At 35.2% G+C, this 19611-nt stretch carries 26 protein-coding genes; 13 read left to right on the forward strand and 13 right to left on the reverse strand.

The window, feature by feature from the left end:
- Positions 1-583 precede the first annotated feature (583 nt).
- Entirely contained in the window at positions 584-1819 is a 1236-nt protein-coding gene (locus tag ACODS7_RS04335) for a dicarboxylate/amino acid:cation symporter (protein ID WP_016082345.1), read from the forward strand.
- A 22-nt stretch (positions 1820-1841) separates the two neighbouring features.
- Here the strand turns inward: ACODS7_RS04335 and ACODS7_RS04340 are convergent, their stop codons facing one another.
- Both ACODS7_RS04340 and ACODS7_RS04345 read right to left on the reverse strand, forming a co-directional pair.
- Entirely contained in the window at positions 1842-1997 is a 156-nt protein-coding gene (locus tag ACODS7_RS04340) for a hypothetical protein (protein ID WP_000184928.1), read from the reverse strand.
- Positions 1998-2151: 154 nt separating this feature from the next.
- A complete protein-coding gene (locus tag ACODS7_RS04345) occupies positions 2152-2571 on the reverse strand; it encodes a MarR family winged helix-turn-helix transcriptional regulator (protein ID WP_000081434.1) in 420 nt (139 codons plus the stop codon).
- Positions 2572-2732: 161 nt separating this feature from the next.
- Here ACODS7_RS04345 and ACODS7_RS04350 point away from each other — a divergent pair, with 161 nt between their 5' ends.
- Entirely contained in the window at positions 2733-3164 is a 432-nt protein-coding gene (locus tag ACODS7_RS04350) for a YrvL family regulatory protein (protein WP_000544072.1), read from the forward strand.
- 33 nt (positions 3165-3197) lie between these two features.
- Positions 3198-3785, forward strand: coding sequence for a thioredoxin family protein (locus ACODS7_RS04355; protein WP_140163930.1), 588 nt, complete (start codon positions 3198-3200; stop codon positions 3783-3785).
- A 31-nt stretch (positions 3786-3816) separates the two neighbouring features.
- On the opposite strand, the gene uppP is transcribed toward ACODS7_RS04355, so the two are convergent.
- Positions 3817-4608: a bacitracin resistance undecaprenyl-diphosphatase gene (uppP, locus tag ACODS7_RS04360; protein ID WP_029441801.1), complete on the reverse strand. Its 792-nt coding sequence runs from the start codon at positions 4606-4608 to the stop codon at positions 3817-3819.
- Between the two features lie 186 nt (positions 4609-4794).
- Here uppP and ACODS7_RS04365 point away from each other — a divergent pair, with 186 nt between their 5' ends.
- The 3 genes from ACODS7_RS04365 to ACODS7_RS04375 all read left to right on the forward strand — a co-directional run bounded on the left by ACODS7_RS04365 (position 4795) and on the right by ACODS7_RS04375 (position 6571).
- The gene (locus ACODS7_RS04365) at positions 4795-6153 is read left to right on the forward strand and encodes an MATE family efflux transporter (protein WP_029441800.1); all 1359 of its coding nucleotides are present in this window, start codon (positions 4795-4797) and stop codon (positions 6151-6153) included.
- A gap of 76 nt (positions 6154-6229) precedes the next feature.
- Positions 6230-6403, forward strand: coding sequence for a 2-isopropylmalate synthase (locus ACODS7_RS04370; protein WP_029441799.1), 174 nt, complete (start codon positions 6230-6232; stop codon positions 6401-6403).
- 18 nt (positions 6404-6421) lie between these two features.
- The gene (locus ACODS7_RS04375) at positions 6422-6571 is read left to right on the forward strand and encodes a hypothetical protein (RefSeq protein ID WP_000744623.1); all 150 of its coding nucleotides are present in this window, start codon (positions 6422-6424) and stop codon (positions 6569-6571) included.
- 81 nt (positions 6572-6652) lie between these two features.
- Here the strand turns inward: ACODS7_RS04375 and ACODS7_RS04380 are convergent, their stop codons facing one another.
- Positions 6653-7171, reverse strand: a complete 519-nt coding sequence (locus ACODS7_RS04380) for a hypothetical protein (RefSeq protein ID WP_029441798.1) — start codon at positions 7169-7171, stop codon at positions 6653-6655.
- 83 nt (positions 7172-7254) lie between these two features.
- Here ACODS7_RS04380 and ACODS7_RS04385 point away from each other — a divergent pair, with 83 nt between their 5' ends.
- Positions 7255-8157: an aminoglycoside phosphotransferase family protein gene (locus tag ACODS7_RS04385; protein WP_029441797.1), complete on the forward strand. Its 903-nt coding sequence runs from the start codon at positions 7255-7257 to the stop codon at positions 8155-8157.
- 2 nt (positions 8158-8159) lie between these two features.
- Here ACODS7_RS04385 and ACODS7_RS04390 read toward each other — a convergent pair whose 3' ends face one another.
- From ACODS7_RS04390 to ACODS7_RS04410, 5 genes are all read right to left on the reverse strand, one after another.
- A complete protein-coding gene (locus ACODS7_RS04390) occupies positions 8160-8321 on the reverse strand; it encodes a hypothetical protein (protein WP_000651086.1) in 162 nt (53 codons plus the stop codon).
- Between the two features lie 152 nt (positions 8322-8473).
- Positions 8474-9247: a hypothetical protein gene (locus tag ACODS7_RS04395; RefSeq protein ID WP_029441796.1), complete on the reverse strand. Its 774-nt coding sequence runs from the start codon at positions 9245-9247 to the stop codon at positions 8474-8476.
- Between the two features lie 24 nt (positions 9248-9271).
- Positions 9272-9718 carry a flavodoxin gene (locus ACODS7_RS04400; protein ID WP_000041153.1) on the reverse strand — a complete coding sequence of 149 codons (447 nt, stop codon included), beginning with the start codon at positions 9716-9718 and terminating at the stop codon, positions 9272-9274.
- A complete protein-coding gene (locus ACODS7_RS04405; protein ID WP_000929009.1) occupies positions 9711-9887 on the reverse strand; it encodes a hypothetical protein in 177 nt (58 codons plus the stop codon). Before ACODS7_RS04405 ends, ACODS7_RS04400 begins: the two co-directional genes overlap by 8 nt.
- Positions 9888-10111: 224 nt before the next feature.
- A complete protein-coding gene (locus ACODS7_RS04410) occupies positions 10112-11281 on the reverse strand; it encodes an amidohydrolase (RefSeq protein WP_043936097.1) in 1170 nt (389 codons plus the stop codon).
- 337 nt (positions 11282-11618) lie between these two features.
- Between ACODS7_RS04410 and ACODS7_RS04415 the strand changes: the two genes are divergently transcribed.
- From ACODS7_RS04415 to dltD, 5 genes are all read left to right on the forward strand, one after another.
- Complete coding sequence (locus ACODS7_RS04415) at positions 11619-11765, forward strand: teichoic acid D-Ala incorporation-associated protein DltX (protein ID WP_000440293.1); 147 nt, start codon at positions 11619-11621, stop codon at positions 11763-11765.
- 12 nt (positions 11766-11777) lie between these two features.
- Complete coding sequence (dltA, locus tag ACODS7_RS04420) at positions 11778-13292, forward strand: D-alanine--poly(phosphoribitol) ligase subunit DltA (protein WP_016082352.1); 1515 nt, start codon at positions 11778-11780, stop codon at positions 13290-13292.
- The gene (gene dltB / locus ACODS7_RS04425; RefSeq protein ID WP_029441794.1) at positions 13289-14464 is read left to right on the forward strand and encodes a D-alanyl-lipoteichoic acid biosynthesis protein DltB; all 1176 of its coding nucleotides are present in this window, start codon (positions 13289-13291) and stop codon (positions 14462-14464) included. Before dltA ends, dltB begins: the two co-directional genes overlap by 4 nt.
- Positions 14465-14532: 68 nt before the next feature.
- Positions 14533-14772 carry a D-alanine--poly(phosphoribitol) ligase subunit DltC gene (gene dltC / locus ACODS7_RS04430; protein ID WP_000807310.1) on the forward strand — a complete coding sequence of 80 codons (240 nt, stop codon included), beginning with the start codon at positions 14533-14535 and terminating at the stop codon, positions 14770-14772.
- Positions 14769-15944, forward strand: coding sequence for a D-alanyl-lipoteichoic acid biosynthesis protein DltD (dltD, locus tag ACODS7_RS04435; protein WP_001030272.1), 1176 nt, complete (start codon positions 14769-14771; stop codon positions 15942-15944). The genes dltC and dltD overlap by 4 nt, the downstream gene beginning before the upstream one ends.
- Positions 15945-15965: 21 nt before the next feature.
- Here the strand turns inward: dltD and ACODS7_RS04440 are convergent, their stop codons facing one another.
- Positions 15966-17054, reverse strand: a complete 1089-nt coding sequence (locus ACODS7_RS04440) for an NAD(P)H-dependent flavin oxidoreductase (RefSeq protein WP_043936094.1) — start codon at positions 17052-17054, stop codon at positions 15966-15968.
- A 115-nt stretch (positions 17055-17169) separates the two neighbouring features.
- Between ACODS7_RS04440 and ACODS7_RS04445 the strand changes: the two genes are divergently transcribed.
- Entirely contained in the window at positions 17170-18090 is a 921-nt protein-coding gene (locus ACODS7_RS04445; protein ID WP_029441793.1) for a S66 peptidase family protein, read from the forward strand.
- A gap of 27 nt (positions 18091-18117) precedes the next feature.
- Here ACODS7_RS04445 and ACODS7_RS04450 read toward each other — a convergent pair whose 3' ends face one another.
- The 3 genes from ACODS7_RS04450 to ACODS7_RS04460 form a co-directional block, all read right to left on the reverse strand.
- Positions 18118-18516, reverse strand: a complete 399-nt coding sequence (locus ACODS7_RS04450) for an SseB family protein (RefSeq protein ID WP_000435265.1) — start codon at positions 18514-18516, stop codon at positions 18118-18120.
- An 86-nt stretch (positions 18517-18602) separates the two neighbouring features.
- Complete coding sequence (locus ACODS7_RS04455; RefSeq protein ID WP_029441792.1) at positions 18603-19157, reverse strand: cysteine hydrolase family protein; 555 nt, start codon at positions 19155-19157, stop codon at positions 18603-18605.
- Between the two features lie 10 nt (positions 19158-19167).
- A complete protein-coding gene (locus tag ACODS7_RS04460) occupies positions 19168-19578 on the reverse strand; it encodes a carboxymuconolactone decarboxylase family protein (RefSeq protein WP_016082359.1) in 411 nt (136 codons plus the stop codon).
- Positions 19579-19611 lie beyond the last annotated feature (33 nt).

A 19611-nucleotide genomic window follows, 5' to 3' on the forward strand; every position in this document is an offset into this window, starting at 1 on the left:
CCATCTTATAAATGATGGTCTTATTTTTTTGTCTTTCTATCTTTTATTTAAAACTTCCTCTCTCTTTCACTCTATGTTCACACAGAGGTCACATCTCCCTTTTATAGTATATGTATCGAAGTTGTTCCTCCCTAATTTACAAGACATTCCCCAGTGTCTTTGAACAGCTTCCATCCCTAATTAAATTGACATAAATTGTCCCCTTCCTTGACCATCTTATAAATGATGGTCTTATTTTTTTGTCTTTCTATCTTTTATTTAAAACTCCCTCTCTCTTTCACCCTATGTTCACATGAGAGTCACACCTATCTTTTATAGTATATGTATCGAAGTTGTTCCTCCCTAATTTTTAAGACATTCCCCAGTGTCTTAAAGCAACTTCCATCCCTAATTAAATTGACATAAATTGTCCCCTTCCCTAGACCATCCAATGTGATGGTCTATTTTATTTTCCAAACACAAAATCAATCTATCTGTACTTAAATAAAAAAACGAAAAATTCAGAAAATATTGTCAAATTAGGTATTTTTTCGGTATAATTACTTTAGGAAGGAATTTCGCAAAAACAAAAGGGGGGATTTTATTGAAACAAACAAAAGCAATCTTAATCGCATTATTTCTAGGTCTAGTTGTCGGACTCACTCTAAATTTAGCCGCTCCATCTATCTTTGAGCCACTAAATCAATATGTGTTCAACCCAATTGGTCAATTGTTTATTCGACTTATTAAAATGCTAGTTGTTCCTGTTGTGTTCATTTCTATCGTACTTGGTGCTGCCGGCCTTGGAGATCCGAAACAACTTGGAAGAATCGGTTTAAAATCAATTTCATTCTTTCTCGTAACAACTGCGGTTGCCATCACTATAGCGGTTACATTTGCACTTATTATAAAGCCAGGAGCTGGCGGTAATTTTAAAACAGAAGGTCTTAAGTATGAAGGGGCAAAAACTGAAACATCTTTCGTCGACACATTGCTAAATATCGTACCAGATAACCCAGCAAAAGCGATGGCTGACGGAAACATGTTACAAATCATTGCCTTTGCCGTATTGATTGGACTCGGTATAGCTATTTTAGGAAAACGAGTTCAAGGTATCCATTCATTACTTGAACAGGGCAACGAATTAATGATGTATCTTGTTAATCTCGTTATGAAATTAGCCCCAATTGGAACATTCGGTTTGCTCGCTTCATCCGTTGGTAAAATGGGTCTTGCAGGCGTCGCTGCGATGTTCAAGTATATGATTGTCGTTATGTTAGTACTCATTATTCACGGGGTCTTTGTATATGGCGGCTTATTAAAGGTATTAGCAAAAGAAAGTATTGTTCGTTTCTTTAAACATTTCGGACCAGTAATGGCAATTGGATTTAGTACATCTAGCTCTAATGCATCGCTTCCTTTTGCAATGAAAACAGCACAAGATAAGCTTGGCGTTCCAAAAGCGATAAGCTCATTTGTACAACCACTAGGGGCAACTATTAATATGGATGGTACTGCCATTATGCAAGGGGTAGCCACTGTATTTATCGCTCAAGTATACGGAGTTGAACTTACATTACCGCAATTAGCTATGGTCGTATTAACTGCTGTACTAGCTAGTATCGGTACTGCTGGTGTGCCAGGTGTTGGACTTGTAATGCTTACAATGGTTTTAAATCAAGTAAATCTACCAGTAGAAGGTATCGCTTTAATTATCGGTATTGACCGTATTCTAGATATGTCTAGAACAGCTGTAAACATTTCTGGTGATGCAATTTGCGCAATGATTGTCGCAAAATCAGAAGAAAAATATAATACTGATCAATCGGCAGCATCGTAAATCAAAAAAGGAGTGAATATATTCACTCCTTTTTTGATTTACTCCCTTTTTTAGAACGATATTCTTTCCCTTTATTATCATTACCAGTTTCAAATTCAGTGCTAAATTCCTGATTAAACTGGCCGGACTTTGGTGACCCTTGATTACCGCTCCCTTTACTACCGTTACGATTCGTCATACTTCTCCCCCCTTCCTTGTATTAGTAGTATGGCGCTCTATCTTTTTTCATACACATTTTATTTTTTAACATCTATTACACACGAAAGAAGACCTTCCATATATAAGGAAGATCTTCTCTTTCATTACGTAAGCGTTTTCTTGTTTATTATCACTTAAATAAGTTTTTTGGAAATCGAAATCATTACATTCATTTCATCTTCTGAAAGTGTAGAGAATCTTTCTTGTAAATATTGTTTTTTCGCATCTTCCATTTTCGCAACTAAATCTTTCCCTTGTTCTGTAATCTCTAAATACACAACTCGGCGATCTGATGTAGAACGTGAACGAGTTACAAAACCTTTATTAATTAATTTTTCTGTAACAGCTGTAATATGACTATTCGACACATTTAATTCATTTGCTACACGCGATACCATTTCTTTATTCGTACGATTTAATATTCTCAGGACGATGAATTCATTCCACGGTATGTAACCACCGAATATTTTTCCGATATCATTACGCAATGTGCGAAACATAGCAAACACATTTGTCGATAGTTCTTCCATTAATTGCTCTCGATTTTGAGACAACTTTGACAGCTCCTTTTATTTCATTTAGTTAAATAAAAACCTTATTAATAATTTTACATGAAATCTTACTTTTTGTCACCTTATTTTCCCATAATTCGTAGTTTTTTAATATGTATTTCATGATAAAATGAAGTTAACTTCCAGAAAAAGGGGGTATTTTAATGCATGAGGAGGAGAAATTCTCAAATCTCAGCCTAAAAGATAAAACGATTATCATTAGTATTATCGCTCTTTTTCTCATTATAATTTTTGCATTTATATTTTTTGTATATGTAGGAATCTTTCAAATTACAGGTATAGAGTATAGTTCACGTACTGCGTTACTTCTCTTTTTTTTATTAATCACTTTCTTAGACAGTATTACATTTTTCATCTTCAGTTTCTTCAAAGCGCTGCTATATCCACTGACACAAAACATGCCAAATTGGATTTCTATTACTCTTTTCTCATTCATTGAAATTACACTAGATTGGTTCGTCATTCATACTGCTGATGATTGGATAGAAAGCGTACAAATGTCCAACATAGCTGAATTATGTGTCGTACTATTCTTTTTCCTCTTAAATAAATTATTAAGTGACGAGAAAGAGTAAGAATACAAGCTTTTCTATATAAAAATTGGTACAATGAAAGCAAATCTTACTAAAGAGGTGTTAATTATGAACTTACAACAATGGGCTGATAAAGGTATGTCCTTTGATACATATGTGAATGAAATGCAAGTAAACCAATACGAGCTACTACACATTTACAATAACTTTTTAATTCCAAATGAATTACTTCCTGTATTAGAAGAACGTCAAAATGACGGCTGGCGTGTTATCGTATTAACTGCTGATTGGTGTGGCGATGCTCTTTTATGCGTACCTGTTATGAAACGAATTTCTGAAGTTGCAAATATTGAAATGAGTTTATTAATTCGCGACGAAAACTTAGAATTAATGGATCAATATTTAACAAATGGAACAGCACGTGCGATTCCAATCTTTATTTTCATTGATAAAGATGGAAATGAACAAGCCGTCTTTGGACCACGCGCTCCAAAAGTACAAGAATTAGTAACTTCAATGCGCGCTACATTACCTGAAAAAGAAGATCCAACATTCGAAGAAAAACAAAAAGAAATGTATGCTAATTTCCGTGCTACATTAGCTGATGATACTTCTCTTTGGGAGCATGTAATGGAAAATATAGTGGAAAAAATAGTAAAATAAAAAAACCTGCCGAGCTCGGCAGGTTTTTTTATTACATAATGAAGAAATAGAATACCGCAGCTAAAATGAAACGATAATAAGCGAACGGTGTTAGTTTCACACGAGATAATAATTTCAAGAATGAAACAATTGCAAGCATCGCAACAACGAATGCAGTTATAAACCCTGTTACAAATAGCGTTATATCTGCTGAGCTTAATACATCCCAGCTTTTAATTAAATCTAATCCACTTGCAGCTACCATCATCGGTACCGCTAAAATGAACGTATATTCAGCTGCCGCTGTATGCGACACGCGAGCTAATAAACCACCACTGATTGTAGAACCAGAACGAGAGAATCCTGGCCAAAGAGCTAAACATTGAAACATTCCAATTGTAAATGCCTGTTTATATGTGATTTCATCTAACGTTCTTGCTGTACTTGGTTTTGAAAACTTCTCAGCAACAATCATTAAAATACCACCGGCTACTAAGCTAATAACAACTGGTCCTGGACCAAATAAAACCTCTTTAATAGTGCTATGGAATAATACGCCAAGTATCCCGGCAGGAATCATCCCGATAATAATATGTAATAAATTTAACGATGGTCCGTCTGTTACTTTACCTATTCCAACTAACGACCATAGACGCTTCCAAAATATAACAACAACTGCTAAAATCGATCCCAATTGGATAACAACTTCAAAAACTTTCGCTCTCTCATCGTCAAATCCAATTAAATGTCCTGTTAAAATCATATGTCCTGTTGATGATACTGGTAGAAACTCTGTTAACCCTTCAACAGCACCCATGATTAAACCAATTAACCAATCAGCCACAAGTAGTGCCTCCTTAATAACAAATAATATGTAATTTTTTCACACCTTATCATAATACCTTATCCCTTTTCAAAGTGCATCCTTTTTTTATTGGTTTCATATGTTGTAGGCGCGTATTTCTTTTCTAATCTTTGATTAAATTGTATGATAGTAAGAGTTTGTTTTTTTATATGGAAAGGGGATTTTATGAAAGAAACTACTTCATTTTCACAAAAGTTAAAGCAATTTGTATTACTATTTTTTCCGATTTTCGTAACGCAAATGTCATTATTTGCGATGAGTTTTTTTGATACAACAATGTCAGGACATGCAAGTCCAACTGATTTAGCAGGTGTTGCAATTGGAACAAGTATATGGCTTCCAGTTAGTACGGGATTAACAGGAATTTTAATGGCTACTACTCCCATTGTTGCACAACTCGTCGGATCCAAGAAAAAAAAGGACGTTCCCCACGTTGTCATACAAGCAGTTTATTTAGCAATTTGTGCTAGCTTCGTTGTTATCCTCATCGGTTTCTTCGTCGTTTCACCTATTTTAAACGGCATGCGCTTAGAAGAACCTGTGGAACGAATTGCAGCTCAATTTTTAAGTATTATCGCAATAGGAATTATACCTTTATTCACTTACACTGTTTTACGTGGATTTATTGATGCATTAGGAAAAACTCGCACAACGATGATTATTACATTACTATCATTACCAATTAACGTAATATTAAATTACCTATTAATTTTTGGTAACTTCGGTTTCCCAAAGCTTGGTGGTGTCGGAGCAGCAATTGCTTCCACTGCAACATATTGGTGCATTTTAATTATTACAGTCATTATTATTCAGACGAAAGAGCCTTTTGCCTCTTTCAACATTTTCAAACAATTATATCGCCCTTCTCTTTCGAGTTGGACAACATTCTTAAAGCTTGGCGTTCCTATCGGATTTGCTATCTTTTTTGAAACGAGTATTTTCGCTGCGGTAACGCTCATGATGAGTAATTTTAGTACGACAACTATTGCAGCTCACCAAGCAGCTATGAACTTTGCTTCCTTGTTATATATGACTCCGCTAAGTTTAGCAATGGCAATGACTATTGCAGTCGGATTCGAAGTTGGAGCAAAACGTTACGATAATGCAAAACAATACGGACTGATTGGAATTGGATTAGCCCTTGCCTTTGCTTTATTATATTCAATTCTTCTCTACTTCTTTGATAATCAAATTGCTTCTATTTATACGACAGATGCAAAAGTTCATCATTTAGCAAAAGAATTTCTTATCTTTGCGATTTTATTTCAAATTTCAGATGCAATTGCAACCCCTGTACAAGGAGCTCTGCGTGGGTATAAAGATGTAAATGTTGCTCTAATTATGACTTTAATTGCTTATTGGATAATAGGTCTACCACTAGGTTACATATTAGCAACATATACAGAATGGGCCGCAAAAGGTTATTGGATCGGTCTTATTATCGGTCTAGCATTTGGCGCTGCCTTCCTCCTTATCCGTCTCTTTCAAGTACAACGAAAATATACAACACAAAACAGCCGCTAATAATAAAGCGGCTGTTTTCTTTATGCATATTTTTTCTTGTAACGTATAATATAATGAAAAAGAAAGGTGGGTACATATGGACGACAAAGAAAAAAAGCAATCATTCAATGAAGAATTTGCCCCTGAAATTTCACCTGGATATCGGCAAGATGTACATAAGCCACCTAAATATAAAAACACTTCGTTTTTAATGGGCATTACCATTTTCGCCGCTGTATTACTCATACTTATCATTTTCGTTTATTTTTGATGAAAGGTGGCCTATTATATGAAGAAACAAAATTCCAATCGTTCCAAAAGAACTGTTAAAACACAAAAAGGATATGCAGGCGATTCTGTTCATACACTTAAACAAGTGGAGCAAGGAAATTTATATATTGCTCAAAAAGAACTTGGTCAACAAAATGAAAATCTTTAAAGGTCCTTGATTCCTTGAGGGCCTTTTTATTCCGCATTAAGTAGTACACCCCCAAATGATCTATTGAGCAATGAATTTCCTTTATTGTACGCGCTGCTTTTGTTCTAGCACCATAAATATATTATTAACCTTTACAATTTTCACTTCATAATTCAATTTCATTTCGCTTCTCTTACCATTTTCAGTACCCGCAACGTACGCTACAGCTTGATAGAGAAAACTCTCATCTGTCTCTTCACGTATCTCCTCGTTTGTAAATTTATACTCTAAATCTTGAAAACGATTGGGATAATAATTTTCTATTAATTGTTCATACCCTCTATTTAAAAATAGTTCTTCACCTTTTCGTTTCACATCTTCTTTATTATTAAACTCAAACACGGATAGTTGCTCGGTCACAAAATGCTCTCCTACCTTTTTCATTTCATTATGAGTTAAATTTTCTATACTTTTGTTCTTTAATTCCTTATTTAACTCGTACTGATCAATCGGTTTAAAGGTAGCAAAAACCTCCTCTTTATATGACCAAAACAATACAAAAGCGATACATAGAGAAATGATTAACAGTCTTTTTTTCGTAATACTCCCGCCCTTCTTCATAATGATAGCTATATTTTAACATATAGAAAGAAGATTCTGATATCATAAAATAGAATAACTTAACTCAGAAACGAGGAACAATTATGGACTCTTACAAACATTATATAAAAGAAGCTTTGCCTAATCTTTCTATACATTCATATAAACAAAATGAAGAAGGGTGGGATAATGTAGCAGTTATAGTAAATGATGAGCTACTATTTCGTTTCCCGCGAAAACAGGAATATGCAATGCGAATTCCGTTAGAAAAAGAACTATGCACAATTCTCACTCAATCACTACAAGAAATCAAGGTTCCACAATATCACCTAATTTATAAAAATGAATCTGATGAGATTCCTCTTTGTAGTTACTATACTCTCATTCATGGTGAACCATTAAAAACAGAAACAGTTGCCAAGCTGGAGGATACAGAGCTGAAAGCAATTATTACACAATTAGCTACTTTCCTTGCGGCACTACATAGTATTCCTTTAAACGAAGTTACAACGCTATGTTTCCCTATTGAAAAAACATGTACCTACTGGAAAGAGCTACAAACAAAATTAAACCAATATCTTACTACTAACCTTACTTCATTACAGAAACTAGCCTTAAATCGCTTATTTGAAAATTTCTTTGCATGTTTAGCTACATCCACTTTTCAAAACACAATCATTCACGCTGATTTTACACATCATCACATTTTATTTAACAAGCAGAACAAAAGCATTTCAGGTGTTATCGATTTTGGTGATGCGCAAATTGGCGATCCTGCTTTTGATTTTGCAGGGCTATATTATGATTTCGGACATGAGTTTACTACATCTGTATATGAACAGTACAGTACACTTATTCCTCATCATGATCCATTACTCATTCACCGCATTACTACCTTTTATCAATACAGTCCTTTACTACATAATATTATTTATAACTTTGAATCAGAGAATGAACTCGAATTCATTACAGGTACAGAACAGCTAAAAACGATATTACAGGGATGAGATTACATTCTCTCCCTATATACTCTCTCCTCATACATCATTAACTTTTTATCCATTTCAACAATAACTTTATACAATTGAAATGCCTGTAGGATTTGCAGTTGAATTTCAAAAGGAGCATTTTGTTCTTTTAACCATTGAAATACTTTCGTTTCATCTTTCATTGATTATTCCTCCCTTTATCCCGCTATTTGCGGGTAGCCCGATTGACCCCCACTGATTAAAGTTTCACTTTATTAAAATCTGCTACAAATATACCGTAAATGATGAAAAGCTTTTCATGTCAATAACAAAAAAGGATGCAAAATTGCATCCTTTAATGTACTATATTTTTCTTCTGTTTCGCTTCTTTCTTTACTTCTTCCCCTTGGCATTCACTACGAAACGCACAACTTATACACTCAGAACGAAAATGACGCTCTGTATAATGCTCAGGTTGCTGTAACATTTCTTTCATTCTAGATAAATCAGCCATTCCAGTTATAATATCTTCCTGTTTCGGAATGTACTCATACTTAGTTCCTTCTATTAAATTAATAACTTCAATTTTTCCTGGAAGAACGCCGAAAGCTTTATAACTGAATACTGTCATTAGCTTCTGACAAAGAGCAAGCATTTCCTCATCCGCATCGACAACATACTTTTTAATTACAAACGACTCAGCATTCCACTCACCAACTTCAAATGTCAATGACATGTGGACACCTAACTCTTCCATATATTTTTGAAACTTCTCGTATAAAAACAATGGTGGTGTCTGACTATCATCCCTTTCAACAAACTGTAATAAGTGATCCGTTAGCTTCGCTAATACAATATAGTACTCCGTCTTCGAAGCAAACATATTAATCCTTACTTTTTTCCAATACTTTTCTATTAATATTAAAAGTACAATTTTCGTTTGTTGACCCGCAGGTAGCGTGTAATACTCGTTAATAATTTGATTCACAATCATTTGCGCTATTTGTTGCCATTCAAATGAAGAAGGTTCTCTTCTTTTTATATGACGAAAATAAAATTTATGCGGACACCGCATAAAATCATACAAATGATAATCTGTCATCGTTTTGATTGAGATTTTCTCATGCACTTGCTCTTCAGCTCCCTTCTGCCATTAAGAAAGGTGTTTTACAAATTCAGCTCCAAACTGTAAACATTTTTCTACATCTTCATCTTCTGGCGTTAATTCTACTTTTAGTCCTTCTAACACAACTGCTGCCCCGCGCTCTTGTAGCTTTTCTATTAAAATGTCAACCGCCACTCCGTATTTCGGATAAGCCGAATCACATGATCCGAATACTGCCGCTTTTTTCCCAGTTAAATCAATAGAATCCATTGCATCATAAAAATCTAAGAAATCATCAGGAAGATCACCATCTCCCCAAGTGTATGCACCTAAAATAATTCCATCATACTGTTCCAATATAGAAGCTTCTGGTGAATCCATAATATCAATAACTTCAATTTCATTTTCTGTTTCACGAATTACGCCGGCAATATGGTCAGCCATTTCCTCTGTATTTCCACTCATACTTGCAAAAATCATTACTAACTTACTCAACTGAACCTCTCCCTTTACTTTGTATCTCTTTTTCTGTTTGAATGCTCTTCTTCTCATCTACATATTCAGACCGAATTACATTTCGTTGCCATTCCATATGCTGATCAACATCTTTATTTTTATCTTTTAATCCCCTCCGTAGAAGGTGAAATTTTTTTCTCATTAACATGTCGCATCCATCCTATTGATAATAATTATCAATTTCAACTATATTTAGATTAATTGACATTGATTATCAATGTCAACAACTATTTTTAAAAAAATGATTAAAATGTACAAGCTTGTCCGTTAGCTATTCATATACTATGAATGAGCATAGTTCTTTCTCAGCCCTCTCTGACGGAAAGAAATAAAAGCAACTGCGATAGAGCGCAGTTGCCTTTTTTTGTTTTTCTATGATTTTAGTAATCTTATAGTAGTCTCTAAAAATAGCTCCACTCCACAAATTAATGCTGATTCATCCACGTCAAATTTCGGATGATGATGTGGATAACAAGTATATATATTTTCATTACCTGTTCCTAATTTAATGAAACAACCGGGTGCTTTTCTTAAATATGCTGAAAAATCTTCCCCACCCATAGAAGGTTCAAGCTTCACAACACGCTCATTCCCAAACAAATGTAGTGCACTTTCTTCTACTATTTTCGTAATATATTCATCATTAATAACCGGATCATATCCATATCGATACGTATATGTATACGATCCTCCATGTGCTTCTGTAATTCCTTTCACAATTTTCTCGATTTTCCCTTCTGCTTCCACCCTCAATGCTTGATTAAATGAACGAACAGTTCCCATTAAAGTTGCTGTACTAGGAATAATATTGTCAGCCACTCCCCCATGAAACTGCGTAACTGAAACGACTCTTTGCATGAAAGCACTTGTATTTCTAGATACGATATGTTGTAGATTTGTAATAATCTGCGCTCCGATAGCGATAGGATCAATCGTTTCTTCTGGCCGCGCCGCATGCCCTCCTTTGCCTTGGATCTCAACTGTAAATACGTCTGGTGCTGCCATCATCGGTCCATATACAATTCCTACATTCCCACTTTCCAAGCCAGACATAACATGTAAACCTATTACATAATCAACACCGTCCATAACACCAGCCTCAACCATTTCTTGTCCACCACCAGGGTATACTTCTTCTGCATGCTGAAAGAATAGACGAATTTCTCCTACAAACTCTTCCTTCATATTATTAAGCACCTCTGCAGTGCTTAATAAAATAGCTGCGTGAGCATCGTGCCCACATGCATGCATCATTCCTTTTTTCACAGATGTATAAGATTTACTTGTCTCCTCTTGAATTGGCAAAGCATCTATATCAGCTCGAATCGCAATTACTTTCCCTTGCTTCACACCCCTTTTAATTGCTAGTACACTATACTTCGTCGGTCTCGTTACTTCAAAAGAAGAAAATGAGCATAGTGTATCATATATAAATTGCGAAGTTTCTTTTTCATGAAATGATAATTCCGGATACTTATGAAAATGCCTTCTCCATTTCACGATATTTTCTTCCGAAATTAGACTCTTCCACACTCTATTCATGATAATTTCCTCCTTTTCAAAAGAACTAGAAATTTTAAATTTTACTCCGTCTTAAATGATTAATAAAAACAAATACTGCATTTTTACGTATTCTTATAGTCCACTTTTATGTATTCACACAATCCACTTTCTATTTACATGTCAAACCCATTACAAATTCATGCTGAATGTAATATAATTGCTAAGTTAGGGATTTTCTTTTTTAGTATTTAGTGCTAATATCAGAAAAGAGCCTTTTGACTTATTTTTACCTAAAATGTGGGATTTTGTTTTTTTCACAATAATGTAGGACATGATACCTACAAAGAGCTATTATTTCATTAAGAGAGGGAAAGACATGGAAAGATTAAAAGAGATATGGTCTCGACCACTCACACAATGGGTTGCAAAGACGGTTTATTATCTTGCAATTTTATTTGCATTACTTTGGTTGTATGGATTCCATGATACAAACACAAGTACATTTATTTACAATGAATTCTAGGGTGGGAACGTTATGAAGTTATTAGAACAAATTGAAAAGTGGGCTATTGAAACGCCTGATCAAACCGCTTTTGTTTGGCGAGATGCGAAAATTACGTACAAACAATTAAAGGAAGATTCTGATGCGTTAGCACATTGGATTTCTTCTGAGTATCCAGACGATCGTTCACCAATTATGGTGTATGGCCATATGCAACCTGAAATGATTATTAACTTTTTAGGATGTGTAAAAGCTGGACATGCTTACATTCCTGTAGATTTATCTATCCCAGCTGATCGTGTACAACGTATCGCTGAAAATTCTGGTGCGAAATTGCTTTTATCGGCAGCAGAAGTAACTGTAACTGATTTGCCAGTTCGCATCGTAAGTGAAGACAACTTAAAAGATATTTTCTTTACTCATAAAGGGAACACTCCAAATCCTGAACATGCGGTAAAAGGTGATGAGAACTTCTACATTATTTACACATCAGGAAGTACAGGTAATCCGAAAGGGGTTCAGATTACTTATAACTGCCTTGTTAGCTTTACAAAATGGGCTGTAGAAGATTTCAACTTACAAACAGGGCAAGTATTCTTAAACCAAGCACCTTTCTCATTCGATTTATCTGTTATGGATATTTACCCATCATTAGTAACAGGTGGTACGCTTTGGGCAATCGATAAAGATATGATTGCGCGTCCAAAAGACTTGTTTGCTTCTTTAGAGCAATCGGATATACAAGTATGGACTTCCACACCTTCTTTCGCAGAGATGTGTTTAATGGAAGCATCTTTCTCTGAGAATATGCTACCAAACATGAAAACATTCTTATTCTGCGGTGAAGTGTTACCAAATGAAGTAGCTAGAAAATTAATTGAGCGTTTCCCAAATGCAACAATTATGAATACGTACGGTCCAACAGAAGCTACTGTCGCTGTAACAGGTATTCACGTGACAGAAGAAGTACTTGATCAATACAAATCACTTCCAGTTGGCTACTGTAAATCAGACTGTCGCCTTCTTATTATGAAAGAAGATGGTACGATTGCACCTGATGGTGAAAAAGGCGAAATCGTAATTGTCGGTCCAAGCGTAAGCGTTGGATATTTAGGAAGCCCTGAATTAACAGAAAAAGCATTTACTATGATTGACGGTGAGCGCGCCTATAAAACAGGCGATGCTGGCTATGTTGAAAATGGTCTTCTATTCTATAATGGTCGTCTTGATTTCCAAATTAAGCTGCATGGTTATCGAATGGAATTAGAAGAAATTGAGCATCACCTTCGTGCGTGTTCTTACGTAGAAGGTGCAGTTATCGTTCCAATTAAAAAAGGTGAGAAATACGATTATTTATTAGCGGTTGTTGTTCCTGGGGAGCATTCGTTTGAAAAAGAATTCAAATTAACATCTGCAATCAAAAAAGAACTCAATGAGCGATTACCAAACTACATGATTCCACGTAAATTCATGTATCAATCTTCTATTCCAATGACACCAAATGGAAAGGTAGATCGCAAAAAATTATTGAGTGAGGTTACAGCATGACCGCATATGGATCATTTTATTTTTTCGCTATAGTGGGCATTTTATTAATACCTACTATCATAGCTGGATTAAAAGGTAAAATGTTGCGTAAATATAATGCCGTTTTAACATTAGTCATGCTTGCTATTATCTTCTCAGATAAACCAAAGCAAGCAATGATGTTAGCTGCATTTATTATTTGGCAATATGTCCTTATTAAAGGCTATTTAATTTTAAGAAAACAAAATAATAGTACATTCACATTTTGCATAGCTGTTATTTTATCGATTTTGCCTCTTATTTTGGCAAAAATCGCACCATTTGCATCGTTATTACCTGAGTTAAAACTTGTTGTTTTTCTAGGTATATCTTACGTAACATTCAGAGCAGTTCAAATGGTATTTGAAGTTCGTGATGGTTTAATTAAAGAGCTTTCTTTCTTTAACTTCTGGGAATTCGTTTTATTCTTCCCTGCGATTTCAACAGGACCTATCGATCGTTACCGAAGATTCCAAAAAGATATTCAAAAGCCACCTAGCGCTGAAGAATATCAAAATTTACTATATACAGGACTAAATCGTATTTTCCAAGGTTTCTTGTATAAATTTATTATTGCTTACTTAATAAAACAATATTGTATGGATCCAGCATTCGCTCAACACGATACAATCTTTTCAAATATGATTTACATGTATAGCTATAGCTTATATCTATTCTTTGATTTTGCTGGTTATAGCTCTTTTGTAATTGGTGTAAGTTATATGATGGGAATTAAAACGCCAGAAAACTTTAATAAGCCCTTCCTTAGTCGTAATATTAAAGACTTCTGGAACCGCTGGCACATGAGTTTATCATTCTGGTTCCGTGATTTTATTTACATGCGTTTCGTCTTTTTTGCAACGAAGAAAAAGTTAATTAAGAACCGTTACACAATTTCGTATATCGGTGCATTTTTAAATTTTTTCATTATGGGAATTTGGCATATCCAAGGAAGCGCTGTTGCGCAGTATATTATTTATGGTCTATATCATGCCGCACTGTTTATTTTATTCGATATTTTCGAACGAAAAAACAAGAAGCATAAGTTTTGGCCCAACAATAAATTTACACGCATCCTTGCGATTGTAATTACGTTCCACGTTGTATGTTTCGGTTTCCTAATCTTCTCTGGACACCTTAACAGATACTTTTAATGCACCCTTCTTATTCCATTAAGAAGTTGCACATATAATATATTTCGGATATAAAGGAGATTTTAAAAATGGCAGAATTCAAAGAGCAAGTATTAGATATTTTAGAAGAAGTATGTGAAAACGATATTGTGAAAGAAAACTTAGATGTTCAATTATTTGAAGAAGGTATTCTTGATTCTTTCGCTGTAGTATCTTTATTAGTTGAATTCCAAGAGCGTTTAGATATTGAAGTTTCTATTTCTGATTTTGACCGTGACGAGTGGGCTACACCAAACATGGTTATTAAGAAGTTGGAAGAAATCCGATGAACAAAGCAAAATTTGGTCCGATGCTTTTAGCATTGGCCCTTTTTGCTGTATTCTTACTTATTCCAACGCGCTTTCTACTTCCACTTTTAAGTGATGAAAAAGTAGAACAAGCTGCTACTTCTTTAAAAGAAGAAAAGATTCAAAGTATGATTTTACAGCAAAAGATGTTAGCAGATCCAAAATATCTTCCGATGTACGGTTCATCGGAATTCGCACGTATGGATGCTTTCCATCCATCTAATTATTTTAAAGTAAAGCCTGAAGGATTTACGCCATTCCTTCTTGGACGCGGCGGAACACAAGACCTTGTACATGTGTTAAACTTCGCATCTACAATGGATCAATTGAAAGATAAGAAAATGGTATTCGTTCTTTCTCCGCAATGGTTTGTACCACAAGGTATTGACGAGACGCACTTTGCACCTAACTTTTCAAAACAACAAGGTTACCACTTCATTTTCAACAATGATTTAAAACCTGAAATGAAAAAACAAATTGCAAAGCGTTTATTAAACTTTGAGATTGTAAAAAAAGAAACTTTATTAAAAATTTCGCTTGAAGGTATCGCTTATGATGATACGAAGTATAAAGTAAAAGCACTTGCTGCTAAACCTTTCGCTTATATTTATCGTAATATTTTAGATCGTAAAGATTTATTTACAGCTATGTTTAATATTAAACCGCACAAAGAAAAGCTTGATCCTTCATTAAAACAAATGAACTGGGAAGAGGCTCGTAAACATGCGGATCAAACAGGTGCAGTAGAATCTGGATCTAATGAATACGGTATTGAAGATGATTATTTCAATAGCAAAATTAAGAAAAAATTAAAGCAACGTGAAGGTTACTTAAAAAATGATGCTTATGACCAATCGCCAGAATATGAAGATTTACAAATTGTACTTGATTTATTAAAACAATCTGGTGCAAAACCACTCTTCATTTCTGTTCCTGTAAAAGGTCCTTGGTACGACTACGCTGGCTTCCCGAAAGAACGCCGCGAAGCATACTATAAGAAAGTTCATGAGCAAATTGAAAAAGCTGGTTATCCAATTGCCGACTTCTCAAATCATGAATACGATAAATACTTCTTAAAAGATCATATGCACTTAGGTTGGAAAGGCTGGGTTTACATCGACGAAGCCATCCAACAATTTTATAAAGCAAACTAATGAAAAGGCCACTTGAATTACTCAAGTGGTCTTTTTGTATATATTTTGTAATTGCTCGATTGCATTCTCCGCTTCTTTCATAACTCGCTCCACTACATGCTGAGCTGATTCGATTCGTGCCAACGATGCTGCCTGTCCTGCCCAAAGTGACATATATTCTTCCTTATTTTGCTTCGCTGCCTCTTGGCGTATTTTAGAAGTTAATACGTTTTGCACTGGATACATTGGAAGCCCTTCTTCTTTTCCTTCATGTCTCTCTATAAATTCATTCCGGATACCCCGTGCATATTTCCCGGAAAACGCACGAGTTACAGTTGTGCTCGTATCTGTACTATGTAAAACCGCTTCTTTATACACATCGTGCGTAACACTCTCTTCACTTGTTAAAAAGGCCGATCCCATTTGAACACCTTCTGCTCCTAGTGCCAATGCCGCAACAAGCCCTTGCCCGCTCATTACAGCACCTGCTGCGACAATTGGGATATGCGGAACAGCTTCTACTAACTGAGGTATTAACGCAAACGTACCAATCATAGCATCTCGTTCTTCCCCAATAAACGTTCCTCTATGCCCTCCTGCTTCGCTACCTTGCCCGATAATAATATCTACTCCTAGCTCAGCAAGTACTTTCGCTTCCTTCACATGGGTAGCTGTTCCGATAACTTTTATTCCACTTCTTTTTAAAGCATTTATTTCTTCTTTTTCTAACGTTTGAAATGCAAAACTAACGACCGGTACTTTTTCATCTAATAGCACTTGTAATTGTTCCTTATAGCTTTTTGGAAGCTTTAACGTCCCCTCTACTTCTATACCTAATTCTCTATTCACTCCACTTAGTAATACTTTCGCCTCATTTATCTTCTCTTCTTCTATTTGTATCTCTTTCGTTACAAGTAAATTAACACCGAAAGGCTTATCTGTTAGTTCTCTTATTCTATAAATCGCTTCACGAATTTGTTCTGGGCTCATATAGCCCGCTCCAAGCGTCCCTAATCCTCCGCTATTACTTACTGCTGCAACAAGTTCTGGCGTCGTAATCGCGCCTGCCATACCGGCTTGAACGACTGGATACTCAATTTTTAATATGTCTGTTACTCGACTTGTAAACATCATTTTCCCTCCTATTTCCTTTATATCTTCTTTATTTGATAAGCTTTCCCCTGCTTTTGCAAGGGTTGGACCTCAAATGAAGCGAATATATTGAAAGAGAAGGAGGCTGAGCTTAATGATTTATCCAAATGCATTAAAACAAGGTGATACAGTAATGATTATTGCACCATCTGGTCCACCTACAATCGAAAATGTATTAAAAGGTGTGAATGTATTACAAGAGATGGGGTTATCCGTAATAATCGGGAAGAGTGTTTACGAGAAATATGGATTTTTAGCCGGAAGTGATCAAGTTCGGCTTGACGATATACATGAAGCATTTACAAATAATGAAGTGAAGGCAATTTTTTGTGCACGAGGTGGTTATGGAAGTGCTCGTCTTCTTCCTCACATTCAATATGAAGTTATTAGGCAGAATCAAAAAATCTTTTGGGGATATAGCGACATTACAGCTTTACATACTGCTTTTTCACGTTATGCAAAGCTTATAACATTTCATGGTCCGATGATTGAAGAACTAGGAAAAGGTATTGATTCCCTATCTTTATCCTCTTTTAATCAGCTATTCCATCCGTATTCAACCATTTTATCTGCATCAGAATGTATCGTACCTAGCTCTCACAGTACAGTTACAAGTACGTTAGTTGGAGGAAATTTAGCTGTGTTAACAAGTATAATTGGTTCGCCCTACGAGATAAATACGGACAATACACTTTTATTACTTGAAGACATTGGTGAAGAACCGTACCGCATTGACCGTATGTTAAATCAGCTACTTTTATCTGGAAAGTTTAATGAATGCAGGGGCGTTATTTTCACAAGTTGTCACGACTGCACTCCTTCAAAGCCATCTCAATCATTGCAAACAATATTATATGAATATTTCGCGCCATATCATATACCTGTCCTATTCGATTTACCAATTGGACATATAAGTCCAAACATCGGTATTCCACTTGGAGCTACAGCGACAATAAACACGAATAATAAAACAGTCTCTATTTCTTCTGGTATAGCCACTCCATATTCAAATTAAAAAGGAAAAGCGATTACGCTTTTCCTTTTACTTATAATAATTAAAAATTCGTCCAGATGCGATATCTGCAATTTCTTCTGGAATAAATGTTTTACTTATATCAGTGCCAACATTTAATACAGCTGTAGCATCTTTCTCAATGCTACCAAATAACTCTTTCCCACGTATCGTAATAAGGGGCGTTCCTTCTGGCAACACATCTTTTACAAATTCCATTTGTGTAAAGAACGGAACGATCCATCTACCTTCTCCTTGGAAATGACGCAAACGAAGTATTCCTTCTGTTGCCCCGTCCTCTGCTTCTAGTGAACCAGCAACATAAAACTCAGTAGATAAGAGCAATTCATAAAATTCCTTTTGCTTCTGTTTATCATCCCCTGCTACAACAAGTACCTCTTCTAATTTCTTTACTGAAATTTGCTCCATATGATGCCACCCCTATTTTCAAAATGATTGTACTTAGATTATACGAAATATTCTTATTTTTTTCTACATAATTCGCAATTATTTTCTTAAAATAATTTTAATACTTCTTTTGTCTTCACAATCGTAGCAAACTCTTCATGTAAATTTACAAGTGTCATATTGTGAATATCCTCTGCACTATACTCCTTACCATCTAAACCTTTACGGTTAAAAGTAGCCGTTGCATCACTCACTAAATATGTTGTAAATCCTAAATTCCCTGCCATTCGTGTCGTAGTTTCCACGCAATGATTTGTCGTTAATCCTACAACCACTACTGCATTACATTTGTTCTTTCTTAATCGCTCTTCTAAATTTGTCCCAATGAACGCGCTGTTAACGAATTTCTGAATAACCACTTCACCAAGTAGTGGTTGCACTTCTTCTTTAAAGTTTACCGTTTCCGCTCTCTCATAAAACATTGACTGAGCATTTTCTTTATTTACATGTTGAATATGAAAAACTGGTCGTTTCCTTTTTCTCCATTCTTCTAACAAAATTCTCATGTTTTCTTCAGCAAAAATATTATTTCTCTCGCCCCAATCTGGTAATTGAAATGCCTTTTGTACATCGATCATGATAAGTGCTATTTGATTTGTCATCATTTCCCCCTTAATTTGGCTGTAATTGAAATAGAAAACCAAGTTGTTGTGACGCAGTAATAAAGCAAACATAGGCGCAAAGCTCTACAATTTCTTTTTCTGTCCAATATTGTTTTAATGCGTGAAACATAGTATCATCTATTGCTTTTCGGTCATGAACAAATGTATGCGCAAAAGTAACGGCTACACCAATCTCCTCTGCCTTTTGCACATCATCTGGTCTTCCCTTTGCCATACAGTACGGACATTCATTCCCATACGCTAATGTTCTTCTCACTTGCTCCTTCAACTCTGCTGAAAGAGTTCCTTTATTGTACAGTGTATCTTCTAACTTACTCCACGAGTGTAATATATCCGAATTATGCCCTAATAACTTTTGAAACTTTGTATCTCCTACATTTGATAATGAAATTCTCTCCATCATTTCCCCTCCTATTTCCTTCTGTTTTATTGT

This window comes from Bacillus sp. FG16 (genome assembly GCF_057809515.1).